Genomic DNA, 26,052 nt, shown 5'->3' with positions numbered 1-26,052 from the left:
CGGCGGAAAGGTCCGTCGACGATCCTGGGGGTGACACATGCCCGTCGAGAAGACGAGCGTGCTCGTGCTGGACTGCGCAGAGCCGGAGGGGCTGGCGGAGTTCTACGCCGGACTGCTGGGCGCCCGGGTGCGCCGGGGCATCGATCCGGACCTGGTCGAGGTGGTCGGACACGACGGGGTCCGCATGGCCGTCAGGCGGGACCACGGCCTGGCGCCCCCGAGCTGGCCCCGCCCGGACGACTCGCTCCAGGCGCACCTGCACGTCCTGGTCTCGCGGCACGACATGGACGAGGCGGAGCGCGAGGCGGTCGGCCTCGGGGCGCGCCCGATCGACACCAAGGACAACGGCGGGCCGCGCGACATCCGCCTCTACGCCGACCCGGCCGGGCACACCTTCGCCCTGGTGGCCCGCGAGGGCCGCACGGAGGACTGATCCGCGGGACCCACCGGGGTCGCCCGGGGCACCGGGGACGCGGCGGACGGCCGGCACCACCGGCGCCTTCGCGGTGGCCGACCGGAATCCGGGGGCCGGGCGCCTTCGGTGCTCGATGTGCCGCCGAATGGTCGACAGCGGTGTTCCCCCGCACGATGCTGCGGAGTACGACGGGGACCAGAAGTACCCGTGCACGATCGCCCGGTCCACCCTCGACCTCTACCAGAGGAGCACCCGCGTGACCCGGTTCCCCCGGTCCAACCCGCTCGTCGTCCCCGGCTCGCCGCCGGCCGTCGTCCCCCCGGCGGCGGCCTCCGCCGTCCTCCGGCGCCACCGGCGCACGGGCCCGGTCGCCGGGAGCGTGACGTGACGCGGAAGCCCCCCGGCGCCCCGCGCCGTCCCGAGACGCTGCTGGTGATGGACCCCGACACGCTGCGCACCCAGTTCGGCGAGACCGAGTGGGCCAGGCTCCGCGCCACCGCCTCCCTCGGAGAACCCGCCGCCGCCCACGAACTCGCCTCGCCCCCGGTGCGCGAGCGCCTGGCCGGGACGGAGGTGCTGATCACCTCCTGGGGCTGCCCCCCGCTGGACGAGGAAGTGCTGCGCGGCGCCCCGCGGCTGCGCGCCGTGCTCCACGCCGCCGGCAGCGTGCGCCACCACGTCGGCGACGCCGTCTTCGACCGCGGACTGCTGGTGACCACCGCCGCCGACGTCAACGCCGAACCCGTCGCCCACTACACCCTCGCCGCCGTCCTGTGGGCGTTCAAGAAGGCCCCGTTCCTGGCCGCCGACGCCCGCCGCCTCCGCGACGACTGGAGCTACCGCGACCGCCACGGAGAGCTGAGCGGCCAGGACCGCACGGTGGTGCTGGTGGGCTTCTCCCGCATCGGCCGTCGGGTCGCGCACCTGCTGCTCGGACTCGACCTGGCCCGGGTGCTCGTCGTCGACCCCGTCGCCGACCCCGACGAGATCCGCCGGGCCGGGGCCGAACCCGTCACCCTGGAACGGGCGTTGCCCCGCGCCGACGTGCTGAGCCTCCACGCGCCCTCCCTCCCGCACACCCGGCACATGATCGGAGCCGCCGAGCTGGCCGCGCTGCCGCCCGGCGCGGTCCTGGTCAACACCGCGCGCGGCGCCCTGGTGGACACCGCCGCACTGGAACGCGCCTGCGCCACGCGGGAGTTGTACGCGATCCTGGACGTCACCGACCCCGAACCGCTGCCGGCGTCCTCCCCGCTGTACGACCTGCCCAACGTGATGATCACCCCGCACGTCGCCGGCTCCCTCGGCTCGGAGACACGGCGGATGGCCGCGGCGGCGCTGGAGGAGCTGGAGCGGTACGCCGCCGGACTGCCGCCCCGCGCCCCCGTCACCCGACAGGCCCTGGAGGCGCAGGCATGACCCCCGACACGGCGGCGAACACGACCGCGGGCACGGCGGCGAACACGGCCGCGGGCCCGAGCGGGGGCGCGATGCCCCGCGAGGACCGCGCCCTCTCCCCGTACACCGGCTGGACCCGGCACCACTGGACCGCGCTCGCCGACCGCCTGCTCGCCGCCCTGGAGCCCCACCGCTCACCGGCCGGAGCCCGCATCGACCTGCCCGGACCGCACAGCGTCTCCGGCCCCGACTCCGACGGACTGGAGGGCTTCGCGCGCTCCTTCCTCCTGGCCGGCTTCCGCGTCGCGGGCGAGGGCGGCGCCGACCCGGGCGGACTGCTCGGACGCTACGCCGACGGCCTGGCCGCCGGCACCGACCCCGCCTCCCCCGAAGCCTGGCCCCGCCCCGACGAGGTGCCCCAGGCCAAGGTCGAGGCCGCCTCGATCGCCCTGGTGCTCCAGCTCACCCGGCCCTGGCTGTGGGACCGGCTCGACGACCGGGTGCGCGAACGGACGGTGGAGTGGCTGGCCACCGTGGTCGGACAGCCCTACCCGCCCATCAACTGGGTGTGGTTCCGCGTCGTCGTGGAGTCCTTCCTCCGCGAGGTCGGCGGGCCCTGGTCGGCCGACGACGTCGAGGCCGACCTCGCCGTCCACGCCTCCCTGCGGCGCGCGGACGGCTGGCTCTCCGACCACGCCGAGGAACGGGCCTACGACCACTACACCGGCTGGGCCCTCCACCTGTATCCGCTGCTGTGGACCCACCTGTTCGACGTCACCGGCACCCTCTGCCCACCCGCCCTGCGCGAGACGTGGGCCGCCGACCTGAGGCGCTACCTGGCGGACGCGGTACGGCTGGTCGGCGCCGACGGCTCGCCCCTGCTCCAGGGCCGCAGCCTGATCTACCGCTTCGCCGCCGCCGCGCCGCTGTGGGTCGGGGCCCTCACCGGCGCCACCGACCTGTCGCCCGGTCTGACCCGACGGGCGGCGAGCGGCATCGTCCGGCACTTCGTCGACCGCGGCGCCCCCGACGCGGACGGGCTGCTCACCCTGGGCCGGTACCACGCCTGGCCCGCGATGCGGCAGCACTACTCCGGCCCGGGTTCGCCCTACTGGGCCGCCAAGGGGATGCTGGGCCTGGCCCTGCCCGCCGACCACCCGGTGTGGACCGCCGGCGAGGAGCCGCTTCCGGTGGAGGAGGGCGATCAGGCCCGCGTGGTGGCCGCCCCCGGCTGGCTGCTGTCCGCCCGCCGCTCCGACGGCATCGCGGTGGTGGTCAACCACGGCACCGACCACGCCCGCCCGGGAACCACCGCCGCCGACTCGCCGCTGTACGCGCGGCTGGCCTACTCCACGGCCACCCTCCCCCCACAGACCGGCGCCACGCCGGCCGACCCGGTGGACAACACGGTGACGGTCGTCGACGAGCGGGGCCGAGCCACCCACCGGAGCGGCTTCACCACCCTCTACGCGCGGGAACTGCCCGGCGGAGTGCTCGCCGCGGCCTCCGCCGGGCCGGTGCGCTGGGTGGACGTCGACGACGGCACCCCCGACCACGGCTCCGGCCGCACCGGCCCGGTCACCCCGGGCCCGCACCTCACCGTCGCCTCGGTGGTGCGCGACGGCACGGAGATCCGACTGGTCCGGGTGGACGCCTCCGGGACGGCGACCGCCGCCGAGCGGGGGGACGCCCGGCACACCGTACGGATGGGCGGCTGGCCCGTCTCCTGCGCCGACGAGCCGCGCACCGACACCGCTTCGGGGGCACACGGCCCCGAAGCACGGGCGGTCGGCGGGGGGCTGTGCTCCCGTCTGCGGGCGCTGCGCGGACCGGACCGCGCGGGCGTCGCCGTGGAGTGCGGGGTCTCGCCGCTCGGCGCGTGGACGGCGACCCCGTGGCTGGCCACGAGCGGGTCCCTTCCGCTCGGCGAGGTCCTGGCCGCCCAGGTCGTCCTCGCCCGGGAGGCCGCCCCGGACCTTGGCCCGCCCCCCACCCTGTCCGTTCACCCGGACGGCCGGGGCGGCCACCGGGCCGGCCTGGTCTGGTCCGACGGTCTGACGACCGAGATCGAGCTCCCACCGGCCCTCCCCCCACACACCGCGGACACGACGGGAGATCCCCGTGAGGCGCGGGACGCCTCCGGCGACGGCCTCCCCGCCCGCCGGGACGACCGTCCGTCCGGACGGCAGTCCGCCGGTGTGGCCTTCGTCTCCGGGCAGGTGCGGGTCCCGGAGAGCGAGAACGTGACGGAGTGACCTCGGTTCCGCGGTCGTTCGGTTCGAGCGGCGCCTTCCCCGAGCCTCTGATATGCCTTGAATGCTGTCAAAAGGCATGAAACGACTGGAGGCCATCGTGTCCGAACGCAACACGCTCGCCCGCAGCCTGCACGATCTGGGAATGGGGGCATGGTTCGGAGGCTCCCTGATGGGAGCCGTCGGCCTGAACGGCGTCGCCCGCGAGTGGGAGGACGAGAGGACCGGGAACAGGATCGCGAGCATCGGATGGGCGAAGTGGACCCCGGCCAACGGGGTGGCCATCGCCGCCCACCTCGTCGGCGCCGTCTCCCTGCTGGCCTCCGAGTCCTACCGGGTGGGCCACCAGAAGGGAGTGGGGGCCATGTCGGTGGCCAAGACCGCCGTCACCGCCGCCGCTCTGGGCGCCACCGCCTACAGCCGTGCGCTGGGAAAGAAGATCGAGAAGGCGTCGGCGCCCGGCTCGGAGGAGGCCGCCGGGCAGGAGGAGCACCACATGTCCGTCGAGAGCACCGAGCGGCAACTGCGCTGGGTGCAGTGGAGCATCCCCGTCCTGACCGGGGTGCTGACCGTCATCAGCGCCTTCGCGGGCGAGCAGCAGCGGCCGTCGCAGCAGAGGCTCGGCATGCTGCGCAAGGCCGCCGAACGCCTGGACCTGGAGTGACACGCCGGCCCCCGGCCGTCCGAGACGTCGTGTTCGGCGGGGCGGACGGCGATGCGGACGGCCGGGGGCCGGGCGAAGCGACGGAACGTGCGGCGTGAACGCCGCACGACCGCACCGCCCGCGCGCCGAGGCGCCCTGGACAGGCGGCCGACCGTGGACGAGCCTGACGGAGGCGGCGCCCCGGACGCCGCCTCCCCACGGGGAACGCGCTCGGGAAAGGTGTGCGGATGAGGTTCAGTTACGTGTTACTCCCCGACCACCCGCTCCAGGAGTCCCTGGCGTCGATCAGGCTCGCCGACGAACTCGGCTTCCACGCCTGCTACGCGGCCGACGAGACCTGGCACAAGGACATGTGGCTGCTCTTCGCCGCCGCCGCCACGCAGACCGACCGCATCCGCTTCGGCCCCAGCCTGTCCTCCGTCGTCCTGCGCGAACCCACCCTGATCGCCCAAGCGCTGGCCACCCTCGACGAACTCTCCGGAGGCCGGGCCGAGGGCGTGCTGTCCTGCGGCAACTTCGGCCTGCTGGCCCAGTACGGCGTCGACTGGTCGCGCATCCGGCCGCTGTCGCGGACCAAGGAGGCGCTGCACGTGGTGCGCACCCTGCTGGACGAGGGGGCCATCACCCACAGCGGCGAATTCTTCACCTACGACGGGCTGTTCACCTTCGCCCGGCCCGTGCAGGACCACCTGCCCGTCAAACTCGGCGCGATGCGCGGCCCGAAGTCCTTCGAGGCGGCCGGGGAACTCTCCGACGGCTGCCACCACGCGCTGAGCTACACCCGCGAGGCGTACGAGTACGCCGTCCGGCACATCCGGGCGGGCGCGGAACGCGCGGGGAGGGACTGGCGGAGCCTGGACATCGGGGCCTGGGTCGTCTTCGCCACCGGACCGGACGGGGCCGCGGCCAAGGAGGCCGCCCGTTCGATGGTCGGCATCTACGCCTCCTCGATGCCGGAGGAGCAGGTGCGGCGCAACGGGGTCGATCCCCGGGAGTTGAAACCGGTGGTCGACGCGATCGCCGCGGGAGACCTGGCCCGGGGCATCGAACTGACCTCCCCCGAGGTCGCCGAGCGGCTGTCGGTGTCCGGCACCCCCGAGGAGTGCCTGGAGAAGATCCGCCGGGACATCGAGCCCGGCGGCGTCAACCACGTCATCTGCGCCGTCACCGACAGCGTCCTGGTCAAAGCCTTCACCGGCCGGGAGGTGGCCGGCGTGGCGAGCGTGGACGACCAACTCCGGCTGATCCACGACCACATCATGCCCGCCTGGGACTGACTCGGTCCGGGGCTTCCCCCGGGCCGGGGGAGGGGCGGTCGCGAGTGTCCTCCTGTTTCGAGCCGTTCCGCGCGGTTATCCGGACCCTCGAAGGATCCGCCCCGGCCGACGGCCGGGTACGCGGGCACGGTCTTCCGGCCCGCCGTCCCCAGGAGGTAGTCCATGGACCACTCGCGTGTGCCCGTTCTGGAGGCGCTGGAGGAGTTCCGGCGTCGGGGGGACGTGGCGTACGGGCCTCCCGGGCACAAGCAGGGCCGGGGCGTCGACCCCAGGGTCCTGGAGATTCTGGGGAAGGACCTCTTCCGCGACGACGTCCTCTCCCTCAACGGCCTGGACGACCGCCGCCAGTCGCAGGGGGTGGTCAGTCAGGCGGAGGAGCTGATGGCGGACGCCGTCGGGGCCGACAAGGCGTTCTTCTCCACCTGCGGCAGCTCCCTGTCGGTCAAGACGGCCATGCTGGCGGTGGCCGGACCGGGCGAGAAGATCCTGATCTCGCGCAACGCGCACAAGTCCGTGATCGCCGCCGTCATCGTCAACGGTGTCGATCCGGTGTGGGTGCACCCCAAGTTCGACGGCGAGCGGCACATGGCGCATCCGCCGGAGCCCGACGACGTGCGGCGGGCCCTCGAAGCCCACCCGGACGCCAAGGGCATGCTGCTGATCACCCCCACGGACTGGGGCACCTGCGCCGACATCCGGGGCGTCGCCGAGGTGTGCCACGAGCGCGACGTCGCCCTCATCGTCGACGAGGCGTGGGGAGCGCACCTGCCCTTCCACCCCGACCTGCCGGCGTGGGGCATGGACGTGGGGGCCGATCTGGTGGTCACCAGCGTCCACAAGATGGGCGGCGCCGTCGAGCAGAGCTCCGTCTTCCACCTCAAGGGCGACCGGGTCTCGCCCGACGTCCTCAAGCAGCGGGAGGACCTGCTGGGCACCACCAGCGCCTCCTCGCTGGTGTTCGCCACCCTCGACGGCTGGCGCCGCCAGATGGTGGAGCAGGGGCACGCCCTGCTGGGCACGGCGCTGCGCCGCGCGGCCCGCGTCCGCGAGGCGATCGCGGAGATGCCCGGACTGCGGCTGCTCGACCGGGAGGTCGTCGACGAGGGACTGGCGGCGGAGCTGGACCCGCTGAAGATCAGCATCGACGTGCGGGAACTGGGGATCAGCGGCATGCAGGCGGCCGAGTGGCTCCGCGCCAACCGCCACGTCGACATGGGCGCCGCCGACACCTGCCGGATCAACGCCCAGCTCACCCACGCGGACGACGACCGGACCGAGGAACTGCTGATCGAGTCGGTGCGCGCGTTGGTCGAGGGAGCCGACTCCATCGAGCGGCAGCCCCGGGCGAAGCTCCCCGAACCGGGGGCGCTGGAGCTGGAGCAGGCGGTCCTGCCGCGCGAGGCGTTCTTCGGACCGGCCGAGCAGGTCCCCGCGGAGAAGGCCGTCGGACGCGTCGCCGCCGAGATGCTCAGCCCCTACCCGCCCGGCGTGCCGGCCGTGGCCCCGGGCGAGGTGATCACCTCGGAGGTGGTGGAGTACCTGCGCAGCGGGGTCGCGGCGGGCATGCTGATCCCCGACGCCGCCGACCCCACGGTCGAGACCATCCGGGTGATGGCCCGCTGACCGTGCCGCACGGCCCCGGGCCCGTGCGGGGAGGCGGCGTACGGCCGCCCGGACCACGTGCCCGGCGCGGTACGGCCCCGCCGTGCGGGCCCCACCGGCGGCGACCGCCCGCCGGATGGCCGGCGCGTGTGCCGAGAACGGCGGCCCGGTGCTGCGCACGATCAGCACGGCCAACGAGGCGCGCGACATCGACCGCGTCCGGCGCGCGCTGGGGGAGGCCCGGATCTCGGTGTGGGGCGTCTCCTACGGGGCGTACGTCGGCGCCGTCCACGCCCGGATGTTCCCCCACCGCACCGACCGGGTCGTGCTCGACAGCAGCGGCGACCCCGATCCGAAGCGGGTGGCGCGCGGCCGGCTCGCCAACCACACGGGACGTGAGGCACGGTGGCGCCCCGCGGCGCCCCGTGCTTCACTCCCTGTGCGCGTCCCCCACGGGCGTCCCCGAAAGCCCGCGCCCCCGAAGGAGAGAACCCCCATGTCACCTCCCGCCCGGCGGACGGAAGACGACGAGCGCCCCTTAGGTGCCTCCCGGAGACGGTTCCTGAGCGGTTCGGCCGCGGCCGGCGTCGCCGCCGGCTCCCTGCTCCACGGCGCACCGCCCGTCGCCGCGGACCCCGCCGCGGACGGGGCGGCCGGCGCGGCGCACCCCGTCGAGGTGGAGTTCACGCTCAACGGAGAGCGGAGGAGCCTGACGGTCGACCCCCGCACCACCCTCCTCGACGCCCTGCGGGAGCGGTTGGGCACCACCGGCCCGAAGAAGGGCTGCGACCGGGGCCAGTGCGGCGCCTGCACCGTCCACGAGAACGGCCGTCCCGTCCTGGCGTGCCTGACGCTGGCCGCGACCGTGCGGGGCAAGGAGATCACCACCGTCGAGGGACTGGCCGAGAGGGACGAACTCCACCCCGTACAGGAGGCGTTCATCGACTGCGACGCCTTCCAGTGCGGGTTCTGCACCCCCGGCCAGATCATGTCCGCGGCGGCCCTGGTCGACAGCGGACGCCGCGTCACCGACGACCGGATCCGCGAGTACATGTCCGGCAACCTGTGCCGCTGCGGGGCCTACCCCAACATCGTCGACGCCGTCCGGCGGGCACAGGAACGGGGAGGGCGGCGCGGATGAGGGAGTTCGAGTACACCGCGCCCGACTCCACCGAGCGGGCACTCGCCCTGGCGGGCGACGACACGGCGTTCCTCGCCGGCGGCACCATGCTCGTCGACCTGATGAAACTCGGGGTGACGGCGCCCCGGCGGGTCGTCGACATCAACGCCCTCCCGATGCGCGGCATCCGGGCCGGCGCCGACGGGCTGCGGATCGGGGCCCTGGAGCGGATGGCCGACGTCGCCGACCACCCGCTGGTCCGGGAGAGGTACCCGATGGTCTCCCAGGCGCTGTCGGCCAGTGCCTCGCAGCAGATCCGCACCATGGCCAGCATGGGCGGCAACCTGCTCCAACGCACCCGCTGCGGCTACTTCCGCGACGTCTCCTCCCCCTGCAACAAGCGGGAGCCCGGCAGCGGATGCCCGGCCGTCACCGGCGCCAACCGCATGCACGCGGTCCTGGGCACGAGCGAGCACTGCGTGGCGACCCACCCCAGCGACGTGGCCGTCGCCCTCGTCGCCCTGGACGCCTCGGTGCGGCTGCGCGGCCGGAGCGGGACGCGGACGGTGCGGCTGGAGGACTTCTACCGCCTGCCCGGCACCACCCCGCACCTGGAGAACGTCCTGCGGCCGGGCGAGCTGATCACCGAGATCCTCGTGCCCCCGCTGCCGTGGGCCGGGCGCTCGACCTATCTGAAGATCCGCGACCGGCAGTCCTACGAGTTCGCCCTGTCCTCCGCCGCCGTGGCCCTGGACGTCCGCGGGAACACCGTCGTGGACGCCCGGGTCGCGGTGGGCGGCGCGGGCACGCGACCGTGGCGGCTGCCCGCGGTGGAGGCCGAACTCACCGGCCGCCCGGCGGACCCGACGACGTATCGGAACGCGGCGGCGCGGGCGACCGAGGGGATGCGACCGCTGACGGAGAACCGGTTCAAGACCGTCCTCGTCCGGCGCACCGTCGTGCGCGCCCTGTCGAGCCTGGGAGGCTGACGTGCGGAAGACGAAAGCGCTCGGTGCGTCCGTCGACCGGGTCGACGGCCGGCTCAAGGTCACCGGCGGGGCCGACTACGGGGCGGACCGCACCTTCGCCCGCCTCGCCCACGGACACCTCGTCGTCAGCACGGTGGCCAACGCCACCATCCGGGCCATGGACACCCGGAGGGCCGAGCGGGCCCCCGGCGTCCTGGCCGTCCACACCCCCTTCAACCCGCTGAGACTCCGCCCCGAGAGCTCCATGGGGCCGGTGTGGGTGCCGCTCCAGGACAGGGAGGTCCGCCACCACGGGCAGCCCATCGGCTTCGTCGTCGCCGAGACCTGGGAACAGGCCCGCCACGCGGCCGGGCTGGTCCGCGTCGAGTACGACGAGCGCCCCGCGGTGGTCTCCCTGGAACGCGGGCTGTCCGGGGCCGAGACGCCCGAACACGTCAACGGGATGCCCGCCCGCCTCACCGTCCTCGCGGACGGGGTCGCCTCCGTCGACGAGGCGCTGCGCGACAGCGAGGTCACGGTCACCGCCACCTACCACACGGCGCCGCAGGGACACGCGGCGATGGAGCCGCACTCGGCCGTGGCCGTCTGGGAGGACGACACGCTGACCGTCCACAGCAGCACCCAGGGCCTCCACTTCGCGGCGGCGGACCTCGCCATGGCGCTGGAGGTGGACCCCTCCCGGGTCCGGGTCCTCAGCCCGTACATCGGCGGCGCCTTCGGAGGGAAGATCGTCACCTACGCGCAGACCAAGCTCGCCGCGGCCGCCGCGCGGAAGCTGGGACGCCCGGTGAAGACCGTGCTCACCCGCGAGCAGGTCTTCACCGCCACCGCCACCCGCGCCGCCACCCGCCAGACCGTGACGCTGGGCGCCCGCGGGGACGGCACCCTCACCGCGATCAAGCACCACTGCTGGTCGGGCGGCCCCGCCGGGGGCGGCTTCGTCGAACCGGCCGCGCACACCACCTCGCGCCACTGGTACGCCGCGCCGAACATCGAGGTCGCCGCCCGGTACGTGCCCCTGAACGTCCCCGAGACCACGTACATGCGCGCCCCCGGCGAGGCGTCCGGCTCCTTCGCCCTGGAGAGCGCCCTGGACGAACTCGCGGTCAGGCTCAGGACGGACCCCATCGAACTGCGGATCAGGAACCACGCCGAGACCGCGCCGGACAGCGGCCTGCCCTGGTCGAGCAAGCACCTGATCGAGTGCTACCGCACCGGCGCCCGGCGCTTCGGCTGGCGGGAGCGCCCTCGCACACCGGGCTCGGTGCGGGACGGGGACTGGTACGTGGGCACCGGAATGGCCACGGCCGTCTTCCCGGCGCTCCGCCTCCCGGCCACGATGAGGGTCCGGTTCAACGCGGACGGCACCGCCGCCGTCTCCGGCGCCACCGCCGACCTCGGCACGGGCATGTGGACGGTGCTGACCGTCGTGGGGTCGGAGGCGCTGGGCATCCCGATGCACCGGATCAAGCCCGACCTGGGCGACTCCCGGCTCAGCGCCGCCGGGTTCATCGGCGGCTCCTGCGGCACCGCCAGCGTCGGGTCCGCCGTGCTGGCGGCGGCGACGGCCGCCAAGAAGGCCCTGGTCACCCTGGCCGTGGAGCACCCCCGATCCCCGTTCCACGGCCTGGACCCGGAGGAGGTGCGCTACGAGGACGGACGGCTCGTCGGGCCCGACCGCGACGAGGACTTCGGCGCGCTGCTCGCGGCGGTCGGCCGGCCCGGCGTCGAGGCCGAGGGGTCCGCGGGCCCGGGCGAGGAGACGCGGCGCCACGCCTTCGCCTCCTTCGGCGCCCAGTTCTGCGAGGTCCGGGTGAACCGGTGGACGTCCGAGATCCGGGTGTCGCGGATGCTCTCGGTGATGGACGTCGGCACGGTGGTCAACCGGAAGGCGGCCCGCAGCCAGATCCTCGGCGGCATGGTCTGGGGCATGTCCGCGGCGCTCCACGAGGGCCTGCACCCGGACGACGAGGGAGGCCGCTACGCCAACGCCAACCTCGCCGACTACCTGATCCCCGTCAACGCCGACGTCCCCGACATCGACGTCCACTTCCTGGACCACCCCGACACGCTGCACAACCCGCTCGGCGCGCGGGGCATCGGCGAGATCGGCATCGTGGGCGTCGCGGCGGCGATCGCCAACGCCGTCCACGACGCCACCGGCAAGCGGATCAGGGAACTGCCCATCACCTTGGACAAGCTGCTCGACTGACACCGTCCTCCGCGGCGGTCCCGCCCGGCCCGCCCGCACGGGCGGGCCGGGCCGCTCGGCGTCGGGAGACGGGCCGGACCGTGGCGGAGTCGGACCCCGCCACGGCCACCGCGTGGGTCACGTGGCGCGCAACCACTGCTGGTTGGCGCCGCCGGTGCAGGAGTACTGCGCGACACCCGCCATGTCGGCGGTGGACTCGTCCAGCACGTCCAGGCACCTGCCGCTGTGCGCGGCGACCAGCCGGACGTACCCGCCGCCCGCGTCCTCCACGCGCCACCGCTGGTGCGCGCCGTCGGCGCAGGACTGCTGTTCCACCCGCGCGCCGTCGGCGGCCGAGGCGCCGCGCACGCCCAGGCACATCGAGCTGTGCCGGGCCGTCAGCCACACCTGGCCGCCACCGGCGTCCCGCAGCCAGAACCGCTGGTTGGCGCCGCCGTTGCAGGAGTACTGCACGGCCGCGACGCCCTCGGCGAAGGACTTGTCCGGCACGTCCAGGCACTTGGAGCTGTGCCGGGCCGTCAGCGTCCGGTACGGGCCGCCGGAACCGGCGACGGTCCCCGTCGCCGTGTCGATGGTCAACTCCGGATACCAGTCCATGGTCATGCTGGTGGACGTGGGGAAGGACAGCGGCAGCCACACGTAGCGCGAGTCGTTGACCGTGCCGCCGAAGGAGTTGCCCCACCGGTCGCCCAGGTAGAGGTACGAGGTCGTCCGGCTTCCCTGGACGGGCAGGACGAACGCGGTCTGCGAGCCGTACGCCGTCGCGTCGCCGACGTTCCGCATCGCGCTCCACGGCCCGGCGAGGGACGTGGCGGTGGCGTACTTCTGCTGGTTGGGGGACCAGCCGGTGGCGCCGGAGGTCAGCATGAAGTAGACGCCGTCGCGCTTGAACAGGGCCGGGGCCTCGCGGTGACCGCCCGGCCAGGGGTTGGCCACCAGCGAGGCGACCTGCGTGTAGTCGTCGGTGAGACGGTAGAGGTGGAGGTCGTGGTTCTCGCGGGCGGCGGAGACCATGTAGCCGGTGCCGTCGGTGTCGGTGAAGACGGTGATGTCGCGGGACATGTGCCCCAGCGGCCGGAAGGAGCCGCGCCAGGCGTAGTCGCCGTCGACGGTGTCGGAGACGGCGACGGCCGCGCGGGCCTCGCCGTAGTCCCGGCCGTTCTCCTTGTGCATCCACATCACGAACCGCCCGGTGCGCTGGTTGTACATCACCTTGGGCCGCTCGATGTTGGCGACGGCGAGTTCGGAGGCGCTCCGCTGGGTCAGCACGTGGCGGCGGAACTCCCAGTTCTTCAAGTCCGTGGAACGGTAGGCGGAGACCGCCCGGAAGGTGTTGTCGGCGTTGCGGTGCTCGCCGAACCAGTAGTAGTACGCGCCGACCTTGAGGACGCCGCCGCCGTGCGCGTGCAGCGGGTCCCCGGAGGTGTCGGTGAACCGGACGCCGTTGAGGATCGTCACGGGGGCGGCCTGGGCGCCGCCCGGAACCGCCAGGGCCGCGGTCACGGCCAGGCACAGGGCCGACAGGAAGAGGCGTAACCGGCTCATAAGGCGTTCCCTTCCACCGGGTTTTCCGCCGGGTTCTCCGCCGGGTTCTCCGTCGGGCTCGTTCCGGTGGGTCCGTGTGGGGGCGTGCGGAAACGGGGCATCTGCGGCTCTCCTCGGGAGACTTGGGGCGTGGGGACGGCGCGGGGTGCGGAGTCCCGGCCGTGAGCTTCCCGATTTTCCGGCCGGGCACACCGGCGGAACGGCCTCCCCTCTTGACGGAAGGGCGGCCACTGGCATGCAATATATTGCATGCCGATTCCCCGGAGCCGAGGGCTCGTCGTCCGGCCCCTCCTGCGGGAGCGTGCCTACCAGGCGATCCGCGACGCGATCGTCGACGGCACGCTCGCCCCCGGCGAGCGCCTCCACGACGCCGATCTGGTGGAGTGGCTGGGCGTCAGCCGCACCCCCGTCCGAGAGGCCCTGGCCCGGCTCGAACAGGCCGGGCTGGTGCGGACCAAACCCGGCAGCCACACCATCGTCAGCCCACTGGACGCCCGCGCCGTCCGCGACGCCCAGGCGGTGGTGGCCGCCCTGCACGGGGTGGCCGTCCGGGAGGCGGTGCCGAACCTGTCCACCGCCGAACTGGACGCCATGCGCGAGGCCAACGCCCGCTTCGCCGACGCACTGCGCCGCGGTGACGTCGAGGCGGCGCTCGCCGCCGACGACGACTTCCACGCCGTCGCGGTCACCGCCGCCGCCAACCAGGCGGTGCGGAGCGTCCTGGATCAGTACACGCCGGTGCTGCGCCGGGTGGAGCGGCTGCGCTTCTCCTCGCTGAGCGGACGCGGTTCGGTGGCGCAGCACGAGCGGATCGTCGCGCTGTGCGAGGACGGGGACGCCGAGGGCGCGGCCGAGGCGACGCGCGCCAACTGGCACACACTCGTCCCCCTGTTGGACACCCTGCCGTCCGAGGAGTAGCGGCAGGAGGGGCCGCGGCCCCGCGTTGACGGCAGCCCGGCCGCCCCGGGCGCACCCCCGACAAGGAGCCCACCGTGTCCCTCGACGACTTCGAACGGTACCCCCTGCTGTTCGGTCCCAGCCCGATCCACCCGCTGGACCGGCTGAGCGACCTCCTCGGCGGAGCCCGCATCTGGGCCAAGCGCGAGGACTGCAACAGCGGACTCGCCTACGGCGGCAACAAGACCCGCAAACTGGAGTACCTGGTGCCCGACGCCCTCCGGCAGGGCGCGGACACCCTGGTGACCATCGGCGGCGTGCAGTCCAACCACACCCGGCAGGTCGCCGCCGTGGCCGCCCGACTGGGACTCAAGGCCCGCCTGGTCCAGGAACACTGGGTGGACTGGCCGGACCCGGTCAACGACAAGGTCGGCAACATCCTGCTCTCCCGCGTCATGGGCGCCGACATCGAACTCGTCGACGCCGGTTTCGACATCGGCTTCCGGGACAGCTGGCAGCGGGCCCTGGAGGACGTACGGGCCGCCGGCGGCACGCCCTACGCCATCCCCGCCGGGGCCTCCGACCACCCGCTGGGCGGCCTGGGATTCGCCAACTGGGCACGTGAGGTGCAGGCGCAGGAGCGGGAACTGGGCGTCTTCTTCGACACCGTGGTGGTGTGCAGCGTCACCGGCAGCACCCAGGCCGGGATGATCGCCGGGTTCGCCGGCCAGGACCGCCCGCGCCGGGTGATAGGCATCGACGCCTCCGCCGAACCGGCCAAGACCCGCGCGCAGGTGGAGCGCATCGCCCGCGGCACCGCCGAACTCATCGGCCTCGGGCGGGATTTGAAAGACGAGGAGATCACCCTCCTGGAGGGCTGGGCGGGCGAGAAGTACGGCGTTCCCGTCGAGTCGACCCTGGAGGCCATCCGCCTCACCGGCCGTACCGAGGGCGTGATCCTCGACCCGGTCTACGAGGGCAAGTCGATGGCCGCGCTCATCGACCTGGTGCGCGACGGCGAGATCCCCGAGGGCTCCACCGTCCTGTACGCCCACCTCGGCGGACAACCCGCCCTCAACGCCTACAGCGGCCTGTTCCACTGACGGGCCGTCCCGTGCCGTGGGTCCCCTCCGCCCGCCGGAGGGGACCCACCGCGACCGGTCACGGCTTGCGGGCCACACCGCAGTAGAAGGCCACCTCGTCGGGGAGCTCGCCCGTCGGCGAGGGCTCCGGACGCCACCGCGAGCACGACACCACACCGGGCTCCAGGAGCTCCAGGCCGTCGAAGAACCGGGCGACCTCCTCGGGGGTGCGCTGGTGCAGCTTCGGCGTGCCGACGCTGTTCCAGTACTCGACCGCCGCGTCCACGTCGTCCAGGCCCGGCGCGGTGATGGTGTGCGACAGCACCAGGTAACTGCCGGACGGGACGCCTTCCATGAGCCGCCTCACGATCGCCCGGGCCCGCTCGGTGTCCTCGACGAACATCACGATGCCCAGCAGCATGACCGCGACCGGCCGGGTGAAGTCCAGCGTCCTGGCCGCCTGGGTCAGGATGGTGTCGGGGTCGTGCAGGTCGGCGTCGAGGTAGTCGGTGGCGCCCTCGGGGGAGGAGGTGAGCAGGGCCCGGGCGTGCGCGAGGACGATGGGGTCGTTGTCGGCGTAGACGATCCGGGCCTCGGGCGCGATGCGCTGGGCGACCTCGTGGGTGTTGTCGGTCGTGGGCAGGCCGGTGCCGATGTCCAGGAACTGCCGGACGCCCGCCTCTCCCGCCAGGTGGCGGACCGCACGGCCCAGGAACGCCCGGTCGGCCCGGGCGTACTCGAGGATGCCCGGATGAATCCTGCGCACCTGGTCGCCGGCGGCCTTGTCGACCTCGTAGTGGTTCTTGCCGCCCAGCCAGTAGTCCCACATCCGGGCCGAGTGCGGCACGGTCGTGTCGATGCGCGACGACACCCGGTCGGGAGCGGACGTTCCGTCAGCCATGAGGGCCCCTTCTGCGATCATGCGGTTGTCTGCCGCCAACCTATTCCCACAACTCCCCTGCGTCACAGGGCCTTTCGAGGACGAGAGACTCCCGGTGCGCCGGTGGCGAGCACGACGGCCCCGGTCTCGACGCGGGACTCGAAACGGCACCCGGCACGGAAGCGGCCCTGCGGACCGGTCGCCTCCCCGGCGTGGGCGACGGCCGCGTCGCCGGGGTCCACGACGCCCGCCCGAACGCCGGGAGTCGGGAGTCGGGAGTCGGGAGTCGGGAGCCGAGCGTACGGGCGGGCTCGGCGGCGGGGCGCACGCGTGCACGGTGGCGGGCACGCGCACGTCGTCCGTCACGGCCGGCGAACTCGAACGCGCGCCGGCCCGGACCGGACCGTCACGGCTCCAACCGGGCGAGCTCCCCGATCTCCAGCGCGACGTAGAGGGCGCCGTCGGGCCCGAAGGCCAGGCCGTGCGGCTCCGAGGAGGGGACCGGCAGGTCGTGCTCCTCGACACGGCCGTCGGGGCCGATGGACCCGACGCGGCCCGCGCCCCACTCGGTGAACCACAGGGTGCCGTCGGGTCCGGTGGTGATGGCGTGGGGCCGGCAGGCGCGGTCGGGGAGGGCGAACTCCGTCACCCGGCCGTCGACGGTGACGCGGCCGACCAGTCCGGCCCCGATCCCGACGAACCACAGCGCGCCGTCCGCGCCGCACGTGATGCCGACCGGCGCGGTGCCCTCGGTGGGAAGCGGGTGGAGCGCGATGTCCCCGTCGAGGGAGATCCGGCCGATCGCGTTCGCCTGGTTGAGGGTGAACCACAGCGCGCCGTCGGGACCGGCGGTGATGGCCGACGGGAAGGAGCCGGTGACGGGCAGCGGGAACTCCGTGACCCGCCCGTCGACGGTGACGCGGCCGATCCGGTCGGTGCGCGTCTGGGTGAACCACAGCGCGCCGTCGGACGCGCACGTGATGCCGAACGGGCCGCTCTCCGGGGTCGGGAGGGAGAACGCGGTCGTCCGCCCGTCGGGGGTGACGCGCCCGATCCGGTGGTCCTGGTACCGGGTGAACCACAGGGCACCGTCGGGGCCGGGCGTGATCACCGACGGTCCGCAGGTCGCGGAGTCCAGCCGGTGGACGTCGAGCCGGCCGTCGGGCGTCAGGCGGGCGATCCCTCCGGTGTGGACCAGCGTGCACCACAGCGCGCCGTCGGGACCGGCGGCGACGGCGTAGGGCCCCGAGGCGGGGTCGGGGACGGGTATGCGCTCGACGGAGACGGTACGGCGGGTCAACAGGGCTCCTTCGGGTGGGTGGACGTGGACGGGGAGGGCGGGGCGTGCCCGGTGCGGCGGGACGGCGGGGCCGGGCGGTCAGAGCGCGGCGGCGTGGACCGGGCGCAGCTCCAGCCGGCCGCCCCGCCACCGCCGGCGCAGCAGGCGGTCGTGGCTGACGACGACGAGCGCGCCCTCGTAACCGGCCAGGGCCGCCTCCAACTCCTCCGTCAGGGCGGGGGAGAGGTGGTTGGTCGGCTCGTCGAGGAGCAGGACGTCGACCGGTTCGTCGATCAGCCGCGCCAGGGCCAGGCGCTGCCGCTGCCCCGTGGACAGGCCCTCGACCGGTACGGAGAACCGGTCGGGCGCGAACAGCCCGAGGGAGAGCAGCCGCTCGGCGTGTTCGTCGGCCGTCCCCGTCCGGCCGCGGGCGAAGGCGTCCAGCACGGTCTCGCCCGGCCGGGCGGGGACGGGGTCCTGGGGGAGGTACCCGATCCGGCCGCGGCGGGTGACGCGTCCGCCGTCGGGCGGGAGTTCGCCGGCCAGGACGCGCAGCAGGGTGCTCTTGCCCGCCCCGTTCGGCCCGGTGACCAGCAGCCGCTCGCCCGCCGCGACGGCGAGGTCCGTGGGGCCGAGCCGGCCGGTGACGGTGACGCCCTCGGCATCGAGCACGGCACCCTCCGAACCCGCCGGGCGGTCGGTGCGCAGCACGGGGGAGAACCGCAGCGGTTCCGGGGGAGGCGGCACCGGCTCCGCCAGGAGACGGCGCAGGCGCTCCTCGGCGTTGCGCACCCGGGAGGCGAGGGACTGCTGCACGCGCCCGCCCGCCCGGTCGTAGGCCATCTTGTTGCCGTCCTTCATCGCCCGGCCGGGGGCGACCCGGCGGGCGGTGGTCGCGGCCGTCTCGCGGAGCCGGTCGACGTCGGCCCGCCACCGGGCGTGCGCCTGGGCCCAGCGCCGGCGGGCGGCGGCCTTCTCGGCGAGGTGGCCGGCGTAGCCGTTGCCGTACCGGACCACGGTGCGGCGGTCGGCGTCCACCTCCAGCAGGGAGGTCGCGACGCGGTCGAGGAAGATCCGGTCGTGGGAGACCGCCACGGTCGTGCCGTGCCGGGTGCGCAGGTGCTCCTCCAACCAGGTCAGGGCGTTGTCGTCGAGGTGGTTGGTCGGCTCGTCCAGCAGCAGCACCTCCGGTGAGGCGGCGAGGAGGGACGCCAGGCGCAGCCGGACCCGTTCGCCGCCGGAGAGGTCGCCCACCGCGCGGTCGCGGCGCAGCCGCCCCAGCCCGAGGCCGTGCAGGGCGCGCTCCACCCGGGCGTCGGCGTCGTAGCCGCCGCGGAGTTCGAAGACCGTCAGCAGCTCCCCGTACTCGGCCAGGTGCGACTCGTCGCCGTCGGCCATCGCGGCCTCCAGGCGGCGCATCCGGTCCTCGATCGCGCGCAGCTCGCGCAGGGCGTGGTCGACGGCCTCCCGGACGGTCAGGTGCGGTGGGAGGTCCCCGTCCTGGGCGAGGTGACCGACGCCGCCCGCGGCCTGGACGACGACCTCTCCGAGGTCGGGTTTCTCCCGGCCGGCCAGCAGGCGCAGCAGGGTGGTCTTGCCGGACCCGTTCTCGCCGACGATTCCGGTGCGCTCACCCGCGGCGAGCGAGCACGTCACCGAGTCCAGGACGGTGCGGTCGCCGTAGGTCTTGGTGACGGAGAGAGCGGTGATCTGCGTGGGCATACGGGACCTCCGAGGCGTTCGGGAACGGTGCGGCCGACCAGGACCGCGGGACGGGGAGAACGCCTCGGAAGAGCACGACCGACTCCTTAAAGCGACAACAGTTGTGTTATGATGCTGCCATGGTCCCGTTCCTCCGGGCAACCCGGTTTTCCGCATGACCTCCGTCACCTCCGTCATCTCCGTCGCCGGTCGGAACCCGGACGACGGCGACCGGCCGGTGCCCGCCCGCCGTCCGGGAGGCCGCAGCGCCCGCGTCCGCGCGCGGGTCCTCGACGCGGTCCGCGTCCAACTGGTGGAGCACGGCTACGACGAGCTGACCGTGGACGCCGTCGCCGCCCGCGCGGGCGTGCACCGCACCACGGTCTACCGGCGCTGGCGCGACGTCGGCGGCCTGCTCGCCGACGTCCTCGACACGGCGGGGGACGACGACTGGCGACCGGAGGACACCGGCGACCTGGAAGGGGACCTGGCGGCGCTGAACCGCGAGGTCCAGGAGGCCCTGACGGCCCGGCCGTCGGTCACCGCGGCCCTGATCGCCGCCTCGTTCCGCTCCGCCGAGGCCGCCGACGCCCTGCGGCGCTTCTGGGCGGACCGGTACACGCGCTGCGAGGTCGTCGTCGACCGCGCGGTCCGGCGGGGGGAGGTCCCGGAGGGCACCGACGCGCGCCGACTGCTGGTCGCCGCCACCGCGCCGCTCTACCACCATCTGGTGCTCCTGCGCATGCCGCCCGACCCGCGGCTGCCCGGCCACGCGGCCCGGTCCGCCGCCCTCGCCGCGTCCGCCGGCGCCTTCGCGGAGCCGTGAGGGCGGCGGCCGGCGATCGACGGCCGGGCCGTCCCCTCCCGCAGTAGCCTGGACCACGACCCCGACGTCGCCGGGGACCGGGACGGGAGACGAGCGCCCGCCGGCCCCGCGACCGAAGCCCTTGCAGTGCGGGGAGGGCCCATGACGCCACCGCGGTCAGGCACGGCGAACCGGCATCCGGGCGGCGCCCCGGGCCCCGACCGGGCCCGCGAGGCGCGCGAGCGAGGCTGACATGGGCGAGTGGTTCCGGCACACCATCGTGGACACCGGCCGGCTGCCCCTGTTCTGCTTCTTCACCGCCATGATCCTCGGCTTCGCGTTCATCCGGTTCTCGACCCGGATGATCAGGGCCGGGGTCGGCTGGTGGCCGGGGAACGTCACACCCGGCGGCATGCACATCCACCACGTGGTGTTCGGCGTGGTGATGATGCTGCTCGGCGGGGTCGTCGGCTTCGCCGTCCCGGACGACCTGCCCGGCTGGCGGGCCGCCGCGGCGGCACTGTTCGGCATCGGGTCGGCGCTGGTGTTGGACGAGTTCGCGCTGATCCTGCGGCTGCGCGACGTCTACTGGTCGGAAGAGGGGCGCCTGTCGGTCGAGGCGGTGTTCGTGGCGCTCGCGATGATCGGACTGCTGTTGATCGGGGAGCGTCCGGTCTTCGTGAGCGACTTCGTGGAGGCCGCGGGCGAAGGCGGCGCCGAGGAGTGGGCCCTCGGCTTCGGCCTGGCCGCGTTCAACGCCGGCCTGGCCGGGATCACCCTGTTCAAGGGGAAGTTCTGGACGGGCTTCTTCGGCCTGTTCTTCCCGATCCTCCTCCTGGTGAGCGCGGTGCGGCTGTCCCGGCCGAACGCCCCCTGGGCACGGTGGCGCTACCACCGGCCCGGCGTCCGGGCGAGCCGCAAGCTGGAGCGGGCGACCCGGCGCGAGCGGCGCGTCCGACAGCCGCTCGCGCGAGCGGCCGACCGGCTGTCGGACCTGGTCGCCGGCCGTCCCGATCCCGGCGACACGGGCCGGACCGAGGACGCCTCGCGCGGCGGCACGGCCTCCGACCGGTCGGCGGACGAGGCGCGGAAGACCGCCGACCGGTCCCCTTGAGACCGTCCCACCAGGGCGTTCGCCTCGCCGTGGGGGGTGCGTGTGCGAGGCCCCGGAAGAGCCGCACGCCGAGATGTTGAAATTTGAACAGAATGGGTCTACGGTTGAATTCGTTGAACATTCAACCGCCTCGGCGGAAGGCCGTGGCGCACGCCTCTTCACAGGAGATCGTCATGGGTCTGTTCGGCCGCAAGAACACCGCCACCGTCGCCCCGGCCGCCCCCGCGGCCGTCAATCCCGACCTGGCCGCCCTCACCGGCGACTACACCCTCGACCCCTCGCACACCACCCTCGGCTTCACCGCCCGCCACGCCATGGTCACCAACGTCAAGGGCGCCTTCCAGGAGTTCGAGGGCACCCTGCACCTCGACGGCTCCGACCCGTCGAGGTCCACCGCCTCGCTCGACATCAAGATGGCGAGCGTCGACACCGGCTCCGCCGACCGCGACGCCCACCTGAAGGGCCCGGACTTCTTCGACGTCGAGAACCACCCGGTGATGACGTTCCGCTCCACCGGGGCCGAGGCCCTGGGCGGCGACGACTACCGGATCACCGGCGACCTCACCATCCTGGGCACCACCCGGCCGATCACCATCGACCTGGAGTTCAACGGCGCCGCCAAGGACCCGTTCGGCAACGAGCGCGTCGGTTTCGAGGGCAAGGCGGAGCTGCTGCGCTCCGACTACGGCCTGACCTGGAACGCCGCGCTGGAGACCGGTGGGATGCTCGTCTCCGACAAGATCAAGCTCCACTTCGACCTCTCCGCGATCAGGAACGCCGCCTGAGCCGCCCGGCCGCGGCGAGCGGAGGGAACGGAGCGGACGGAGAGTGCCCGGGGGCGTACGGCAGTGGCCGTACGCCCCCGGTGTCGTGAGGGGCGGGCTAGAAGGCCGGCACCCAGTACGGTTCGAGCGTCATGGTGCCGTTGCCGCGCGCTCCGGCGACCTGCCCCGTGGTGCCCCGGGCGAGGGTGTACCAGGAGTCCACGTAGTCGGGGTCGTCGGTCCACCAGTCGTCGGGCACGGCGTCCAGGACGGCGTTGACCAGCGGAACGTAGGCGCCCAGGTCCGTGACGGCGAGCAGGGCGTCGGCGACGGCCTTGGCGAGCGACCGGTAATCGGTGCTGCCGTCCTCCTCCATCATCACGACGTCGGCGAGGTCGTACTTGTAGAACGACCAGTTCACCAGGGCCTGGTTGGGGTGGTACGTCCGCCCGTCCGTGTCGAGGTAGGGCATGTCGACGGGGTCGACGCGCACCGTGCCGTCCCGGCCGAAGCCGGTCACCAGCGAGTAGATCTCGGCGTCGCCCTTGGCCCAGGGCTCGTGGTCGTCGGAGAGCCGGATCGAGGTGATCCGGCTGGTCCAGAAGCCGTCGCCCGCGGCGCTCGCCGACGCCGCCGGCTCGACGGCCGACGACAGGCCGCGCCGGGCGAGTTCCTCGCGCAGGACGGACAGGCCCGCGGCGACGGCCCGGTCGGCGTCGACGTCGACCACGTAGACGGGGCGCTCGGGGACCCGCCGCGCGTCCAGCGCGTGGGGGCGGCCGGCGCTGTCGTAGGCGGTCACCGTCGCGGCGTCGTCGTCGCCTTCCGCGGCGGCCACCAGCGGCTCGGCCCCGGCCCGGAGGGCCTGGCGCATGGAGTCGTCGGCGAGGCGGAGCCGCAGCAGGGAACCGGTGTCCGGGGCGAGCCCCTTGGTCTTGGCGAGGGCCCGGTCGGCGCCGACGATCACCGGCGCCACCCGCTCCCCGGCCGTCGGGGCGGCCTTCCGCGCCAGGGCGGCGAGATCGACCTCGTCCGAGGCGAGGGCCGCGTCCCGCACCCGGGCGCGCCAGGCGGTTCCGGAGAGGGAGACGGCGAGCGAGCGCGCCGCGCCGTCCGCGATCGCGGCGACGTCGGTGGCGGCGTCGGTGGTGGCGTCGGCGGTGGTAGTGGTGACGGTGGTCTCCGGCGGAGCGGGGAGCCGGTCGGCGGACGCCGAGGCGGTCCCCTGGGCGACGACGAGACCGAGAGCGGAGAGGGCGGCGCACACGACTGCGGTTCCGTACCGGTGTCCGGTCACGCGGGCCTCCTGGAGGAGTGGGGTTGGAGGAGCGGGGGATGCGTGGTGCGGGATGCGGGAAGAGGTCCGCGACGGTTTCCCGCGCCGAGAATCTATGCGGGTAGAACCGTCGCGCCGCTCAGAATGACGTCGCCATGACAACAAGGCAAGGTGTGCGTTCGCGCCACGCGGCACGCCGTTCGGGAGCGCTCTCCCGTCGGGACGCGGGCCGGAATGCCGGAAACGGTGAGTTCCCGCGGGGTGTTCGCCCGGTTCGCCCCGTGTCTCTCCGGTGACCGGTTCGAAGCGCTCGACGGCCCGGGCGGAGGCGGGGAAGGCCGGCGGACATTGACGTCAAGTCCACTTGAGATTCTAGGTTCGCCGTGACGATTCGACACGTGATCGACATCCGAACGGAAGGATCGACGGTGGAGTACTCGCACGACGACGCGGAACTGGTCCGGCAGCCGATCGGCTACTGGAGCTGGGCCGCGCACAAAGCCGTCGTCACGTACATCCGCGCCGGACTGGCCGAGTACGGGATCAGCCAACCCCAGTGGTGGGTCCTGAGCCAACTCGCCGACGCGGGCGACGACGGCCGGACCCGCGAGCAGGTGTTCGCGGTGCTCCGCGGTTACCTGGACGTCGGGGGCGCCCTCGGCCCGGAGACGGACGCCCTGGTCGACCGGGGCCTGGTCGACACCGGCGACGACGGCCGCATGCGCCTGACCTCCGAGGGGCGGGCCGTCCACCGGACGTGCGCGCGGCGCCAGGCGGCCATGCGGGAGCGGATCCACGAGGGCGTCACGGACGAGGAGTACCTCGTCACCCTCAAGGTGCTCCAGCGGATGATCCACAACGTCGGCGGCCGGGCCTGGCACCACTGACGGTCCGTCGCGAACCGGCCGTTCCCGGCACGCCCGTGCCGGGAACGGCCCGTGGTGCGGGGACGGTCAGAAGTCGTCGGGCGTGCGGAGCCGGTCGCGGATCCACACCCCGGCCTCCTTGAGCACCGAGGTGCCCGTCCAGACGGAGTCCGCGGCGCAGGTGCCCTGCCGGAAGACGGCACCGGAGCGGTGGTCGTCGGAGAAGTTCCAGTTGACCCAGCCGATCTTCTTCCGGGCCATCAGGTCCAGGTACCGCTGCGCCATGGCGAAGTCGTTCGGGCCCTCGCCCGCGTAGTCCTGCGTGCCGAACTCCGTGACGAACACGGGGAGTCGGTCGGCCGCGCGGGAGAGCGTCTCCAGGTACGCGTCGCGGTGCGAGGCGGCGTAGAAGTGGAACGTGTACATGATGTTGGAGGCGCGCACGGGGTCGTTCACGACCTCCCGCTCGTCCGAGCCCTCGGAGACGCCGAACGAGGACCAGGCGCGGGTGCCGACCAGCACCACGCCGTCGGGGTCCTGGGCGCGGACGACCGGGACGATCCGCTCGGCGTAGTCCCTGATGCGGGACCAGCTCACGCCGTTGGGTTCGTTGGCGATCTCGTACAGGACGTTGGGCTTGTCCCCGTGGCGCCGCGCGATCTCGGTGAAGAAGGTCCTGGCGCGGTCGAGGTTGTGGTGCGGGTCGCCGGGGCTGAGCATGTGCCAGTCGACGATCACGTACAGGCCCCGGTCGGTGGCCTGCTCGACGATCCGGTGGACGAGGTCGGTGAACCTCCGGGGGTCCGTCTCGTAGCCGCCCTCCTGGACGTAGGTGGACACCCGCAGCACGTCCGCGCGCCAGTCGCCGGCGAGGGCGTCCAGGGAGCGGTCGGTGACGCAGTGGGCGTACCACTGGGTGCCGTGGGTGCTCATTCCGCGCAACTGGACGGCTCTGCCGTGGCTGTTGCACAGCTTGGTGCCGCAGACGGCGAGACGGCCGTTGAGGGCGACCGGCGAACCGGGCGGCGCGGCGGCCTCGCCGGCGTCGGGCCCGGGGGCGGCCGTGGCGGCGGGGGAGGGGCCGAGAAGAACGGTGGAGGCGAGTGCCGCCGTGACGGCGAGCAGGCGCTTGGCGCGTATGCGCAGAGAAGCGGGCATCTCTGACTGCTCCTTGGCCGAATGTGGGGGGAAAGGTTTCGGTCCTGCCCGAAGAAAAGCGTTAGGAACCTTTCCTGTCAATGGGATGGACCGAAACCCGCACTCGTCGGCGAACCGACGTGGCGCGCGGCGGTCGCATGACGGCGACGTGCGGGGGTAAACGGACGGGTGTCCGCGCGAAGTGGCGGAGAATGGCGGGCACGGGGGGCGGGAACCATGGACCGGATGACACTGGGTGACGCGCGCGACTCGGCATCGACGGGCCCGAGGCTGCGGGCCGGGGCGGCCTACGACGGCGAACCGGGGTCCATCGCGGACGCCCGGCAGTTCGTCACCGGCTTCCTGACCAGAGCGCGGGTCGTGCACGGGTTCCCCGTTCCGCGGCGGACGATCGACACGGCCCGCCTGGTCGTGAGCGAACTGGTGACCAACGCGTGCAAGTACGCTCCCGGCCCTTGTGTGCTGGACCTGGAGCTGGACGAGGGGGTCCTGGAGGTCACCGTGTGGGACGGCAACCCCAGGCTGCCGATCACCCGCGCCGCCGAGCCGGGCAGGGTCGGCCAGCACGGCCTGGAGATCGTCCTCGCGCTGTGCGAGGGCTTCGACGTCCGGCGCGACCCCGTCGGCAAGCGGATCAAGGTCCGGATCGCCCTGGGGTCCGAGACCGACTGACGCCGTCCGCGCGGGCGTCCGAGAACCTTCCGGGCCGTCGGCCCTGTCGCCCGGCGCAGGCGTCGTCCACCTGCCGCCCCTCCT

General features: G+C 73.7%; 23 protein-coding genes. 17 read left to right on the top strand and 6 right to left on the bottom strand.

The features are described from left to right. The first annotated feature begins 37 nt into the window (after window positions 1–37). The 10 genes from ABD335_RS16875 (at window position 38) to ABD335_RS16830 (ending at window position 11,929) form a co-directional block, all read left to right on the top strand. Window positions 38–433 (top strand): VOC family protein, encoded by a 396-nt coding sequence (locus ABD335_RS16875; RefSeq protein ID WP_344323694.1) that lies wholly within the window; start codon window positions 38–40, stop codon window positions 431–433. Between the two features lie 127 nt (window positions 434–560). Beyond that, window positions 561–803 carry a hypothetical protein gene (locus ABD335_RS16870; protein WP_344323692.1) on the top strand — a complete coding sequence of 81 codons (243 nt, stop codon included), beginning with the start codon at window positions 561–563 and terminating at the stop codon, window positions 801–803. A gap of 47 nt (window positions 804–850) precedes the next feature. Then, the gene (locus ABD335_RS16865) at window positions 851–1,834 is read left to right on the top strand and encodes a hydroxyacid dehydrogenase (protein ID WP_425583657.1); all 984 of its coding nucleotides are present in this window, start codon (window positions 851–853) and stop codon (window positions 1,832–1,834) included. Continuing rightward, window positions 1,831–4,068: a DUF2264 domain-containing protein gene (locus ABD335_RS16860; RefSeq protein ID WP_344323688.1), complete on the top strand. Its 2,238-nt coding sequence runs from the start codon at window positions 1,831–1,833 to the stop codon at window positions 4,066–4,068. Before ABD335_RS16865 ends, ABD335_RS16860 begins: the two co-directional genes overlap by 4 nt. Window positions 4,069–4,144: 76 nt before the next feature. Further along, entirely contained in the window at window positions 4,145–4,729 is a 585-nt protein-coding gene (locus ABD335_RS16855; RefSeq protein WP_344323686.1) for a hypothetical protein, read from the top strand. 227 nt (window positions 4,730–4,956) lie between these two features. After that, window positions 4,957–6,006, top strand: coding sequence for an LLM class flavin-dependent oxidoreductase (locus ABD335_RS16850; RefSeq protein ID WP_344323684.1), 1,050 nt, complete (start codon window positions 4,957–4,959; stop codon window positions 6,004–6,006). 162 nt (window positions 6,007–6,168) lie between these two features. Then, a complete protein-coding gene (locus ABD335_RS16845) occupies window positions 6,169–7,629 on the top strand; it encodes an aminotransferase class I/II-fold pyridoxal phosphate-dependent enzyme (protein ID WP_344323682.1) in 1,461 nt (486 codons plus the stop codon). Between the two features lie 82 nt (window positions 7,630–7,711). Then, the gene (locus tag ABD335_RS16840; RefSeq protein ID WP_344323680.1) at window positions 7,712–8,749 is read left to right on the top strand and encodes an alpha/beta fold hydrolase; all 1,038 of its coding nucleotides are present in this window, start codon (window positions 7,712–7,714) and stop codon (window positions 8,747–8,749) included. Continuing rightward, a complete protein-coding gene (locus ABD335_RS16835) occupies window positions 8,746–9,717 on the top strand; it encodes an FAD binding domain-containing protein (protein WP_344323678.1) in 972 nt (323 codons plus the stop codon). The genes ABD335_RS16840 and ABD335_RS16835 overlap by 4 nt, the downstream gene beginning before the upstream one ends. 1 nt (window position 9,718) lies before the next feature. Next, a complete protein-coding gene (locus ABD335_RS16830) occupies window positions 9,719–11,929 on the top strand; it encodes a xanthine dehydrogenase family protein molybdopterin-binding subunit (protein WP_344323676.1) in 2,211 nt (736 codons plus the stop codon). A gap of 117 nt (window positions 11,930–12,046) precedes the next feature. Here ABD335_RS16830 and ABD335_RS16825 read toward each other — a convergent pair whose 3' ends face one another. Continuing rightward, window positions 12,047–13,474, bottom strand: coding sequence for an RICIN domain-containing protein (locus tag ABD335_RS16825; RefSeq protein WP_344323674.1), 1,428 nt, complete (start codon window positions 13,472–13,474; stop codon window positions 12,047–12,049). Window positions 13,475–13,723: 249 nt separating this feature from the next. Between ABD335_RS16825 and ABD335_RS16820 the strand changes: the two genes are divergently transcribed. Beyond that, entirely contained in the window at window positions 13,724–14,392 is a 669-nt protein-coding gene (locus ABD335_RS16820; protein ID WP_344323673.1) for a GntR family transcriptional regulator, read from the top strand. A gap of 74 nt (window positions 14,393–14,466) precedes the next feature. Continuing rightward, complete coding sequence (locus ABD335_RS16815; RefSeq protein WP_344323670.1) at window positions 14,467–15,474, top strand: 1-aminocyclopropane-1-carboxylate deaminase; 1,008 nt, start codon at window positions 14,467–14,469, stop codon at window positions 15,472–15,474. A gap of 58 nt (window positions 15,475–15,532) precedes the next feature. On the opposite strand, the gene ABD335_RS16810 is transcribed toward ABD335_RS16815, so the two are convergent. The 3 genes from ABD335_RS16810 to abc-f form a co-directional block, all read right to left on the bottom strand. Further along, on the bottom strand, window positions 15,533–16,354 hold the full coding sequence (locus ABD335_RS16810) for an SAM-dependent methyltransferase (RefSeq protein WP_344323668.1): 822 nt from the start codon (window positions 16,352–16,354) through the stop codon (window positions 15,533–15,535). A 385-nt stretch (window positions 16,355–16,739) separates the two neighbouring features. Beyond that, window positions 16,740–17,633, bottom strand: coding sequence for a Vgb family protein (locus tag ABD335_RS16805; protein WP_344323666.1), 894 nt, complete (start codon window positions 17,631–17,633; stop codon window positions 16,740–16,742). Window positions 17,634–17,711: 78 nt separating this feature from the next. Beyond that, window positions 17,712–19,334 carry a ribosomal protection-like ABC-F family protein gene (gene abc-f, locus ABD335_RS16800; RefSeq protein WP_344323664.1) on the bottom strand — a complete coding sequence of 541 codons (1,623 nt, stop codon included), beginning with the start codon at window positions 19,332–19,334 and terminating at the stop codon, window positions 17,712–17,714. Between the two features lie 154 nt (window positions 19,335–19,488). Between abc-f and ABD335_RS16795 the strand changes: the two genes are divergently transcribed. The 3 genes from ABD335_RS16795 (at window position 19,489) to ABD335_RS16785 (ending at window position 22,017) form a co-directional block, all read left to right on the top strand. Continuing rightward, on the top strand, window positions 19,489–20,139 hold the full coding sequence (locus ABD335_RS16795; protein ID WP_344323662.1) for a TetR/AcrR family transcriptional regulator: 651 nt from the start codon (window positions 19,489–19,491) through the stop codon (window positions 20,137–20,139). Window positions 20,140–20,371: 232 nt separating this feature from the next. Next, window positions 20,372–21,232: a hypothetical protein gene (locus ABD335_RS16790; RefSeq protein ID WP_344323659.1), complete on the top strand. Its 861-nt coding sequence runs from the start codon at window positions 20,372–20,374 to the stop codon at window positions 21,230–21,232. Between the two features lie 173 nt (window positions 21,233–21,405). After that, complete coding sequence (locus ABD335_RS16785; protein WP_344323657.1) at window positions 21,406–22,017, top strand: YceI family protein; 612 nt, start codon at window positions 21,406–21,408, stop codon at window positions 22,015–22,017. 97 nt (window positions 22,018–22,114) lie between these two features. On the opposite strand, the gene ABD335_RS16780 is transcribed toward ABD335_RS16785, so the two are convergent. Then, window positions 22,115–23,293 (bottom strand): DUF3103 family protein, encoded by a 1,179-nt coding sequence (locus tag ABD335_RS16780; protein ID WP_344323655.1) that lies wholly within the window; start codon window positions 23,291–23,293, stop codon window positions 22,115–22,117. Window positions 23,294–23,700: 407 nt separating this feature from the next. Between ABD335_RS16780 and ABD335_RS16775 the strand changes: the two genes are divergently transcribed. After that, window positions 23,701–24,159 (top strand): MarR family winged helix-turn-helix transcriptional regulator, encoded by a 459-nt coding sequence (locus ABD335_RS16775; protein WP_344323726.1) that lies wholly within the window; start codon window positions 23,701–23,703, stop codon window positions 24,157–24,159. Window positions 24,160–24,225: 66 nt separating this feature from the next. Here the strand turns inward: ABD335_RS16775 and ABD335_RS16770 are convergent, their stop codons facing one another. After that, on the bottom strand, window positions 24,226–25,296 hold the full coding sequence (locus ABD335_RS16770; protein WP_344323653.1) for a glycoside hydrolase family 5 protein: 1,071 nt from the start codon (window positions 25,294–25,296) through the stop codon (window positions 24,226–24,228). A gap of 225 nt (window positions 25,297–25,521) precedes the next feature. Here ABD335_RS16770 and ABD335_RS16765 point away from each other — a divergent pair, with 225 nt between their 5' ends. Next, window positions 25,522–25,968, top strand: a complete 447-nt coding sequence (locus ABD335_RS16765) for an ATP-binding protein (RefSeq protein WP_344323651.1) — start codon at window positions 25,522–25,524, stop codon at window positions 25,966–25,968. The last annotated feature ends 84 nt before the right edge of the window (window positions 25,969–26,052 follow it).

Origin of the sequence: Streptomyces macrosporus, from assembly GCF_039533145.1 — a bacterium.
In the GTDB taxonomy this organism is placed as follows: Bacteria; Actinomycetota; Actinomycetes; order Streptomycetales; family Streptomycetaceae; genus Streptomyces; species Streptomyces macrosporus.
The sequence above is the reverse complement of the archived record's forward strand: the minus strand, read 5'-3'. Positions and strand labels throughout refer to the sequence as shown.

Coding starts and splice junctions, on each gene's coding strand:
- ABD335_RS16785 (WP_344323657.1), top strand. CDS start 21,406: ATGGGTCTGTTCGGCCGCAAGAACACCGCCACCGTCGCCCCGGCCGCC.
- abc-f (WP_344323664.1), bottom strand. CDS start 19,334: ATGCCCACGCAGATCACCGCTCTCTCCGTCACCAAGACCTACGGCGAC.
- ABD335_RS16850 (WP_344323684.1), top strand. CDS start 4,957: ATGAGGTTCAGTTACGTGTTACTCCCCGACCACCCGCTCCAGGAGTCC.
- ABD335_RS16825 (WP_344323674.1), bottom strand. CDS start 13,474: ATGAGCCGGTTACGCCTCTTCCTGTCGGCCCTGTGCCTGGCCGTGACC.
- ABD335_RS16810 (WP_344323668.1), bottom strand. CDS start 16,354: ATGGCTGACGGAACGTCCGCTCCCGACCGGGTGTCGTCGCGCATCGAC.
- ABD335_RS16820 (WP_344323673.1), top strand. CDS start 13,724: ATGCCGATTCCCCGGAGCCGAGGGCTCGTCGTCCGGCCCCTCCTGCGG.
- ABD335_RS16835 (WP_344323678.1), top strand. CDS start 8,746: ATGAGGGAGTTCGAGTACACCGCGCCCGACTCCACCGAGCGGGCACTC.
- ABD335_RS16860 (WP_344323688.1), top strand. CDS start 1,831: ATGACCCCCGACACGGCGGCGAACACGACCGCGGGCACGGCGGCGAAC.
- ABD335_RS16870 (WP_344323692.1), top strand. CDS start 561: ATGGTCGACAGCGGTGTTCCCCCGCACGATGCTGCGGAGTACGACGGG.
- ABD335_RS16765 (WP_344323651.1), top strand. CDS start 25,522: ATGACACTGGGTGACGCGCGCGACTCGGCATCGACGGGCCCGAGGCTG.
- ABD335_RS16770 (WP_344323653.1), bottom strand. CDS start 25,296: ATGCCCGCTTCTCTGCGCATACGCGCCAAGCGCCTGCTCGCCGTCACG.
- ABD335_RS16795 (WP_344323662.1), top strand. CDS start 19,489: ATGACCTCCGTCACCTCCGTCATCTCCGTCGCCGGTCGGAACCCGGAC.
- ABD335_RS16845 (WP_344323682.1), top strand. CDS start 6,169: ATGGACCACTCGCGTGTGCCCGTTCTGGAGGCGCTGGAGGAGTTCCGG.
- ABD335_RS16790 (WP_344323659.1), top strand. CDS start 20,372: ATGGGCGAGTGGTTCCGGCACACCATCGTGGACACCGGCCGGCTGCCC.
- ABD335_RS16875 (WP_344323694.1), top strand. CDS start 38: ATGCCCGTCGAGAAGACGAGCGTGCTCGTGCTGGACTGCGCAGAGCCG.
- ABD335_RS16855 (WP_344323686.1), top strand. CDS start 4,145: ATGAAACGACTGGAGGCCATCGTGTCCGAACGCAACACGCTCGCCCGC.
- ABD335_RS16865 (WP_425583657.1), top strand. CDS start 851: ATGGACCCCGACACGCTGCGCACCCAGTTCGGCGAGACCGAGTGGGCC.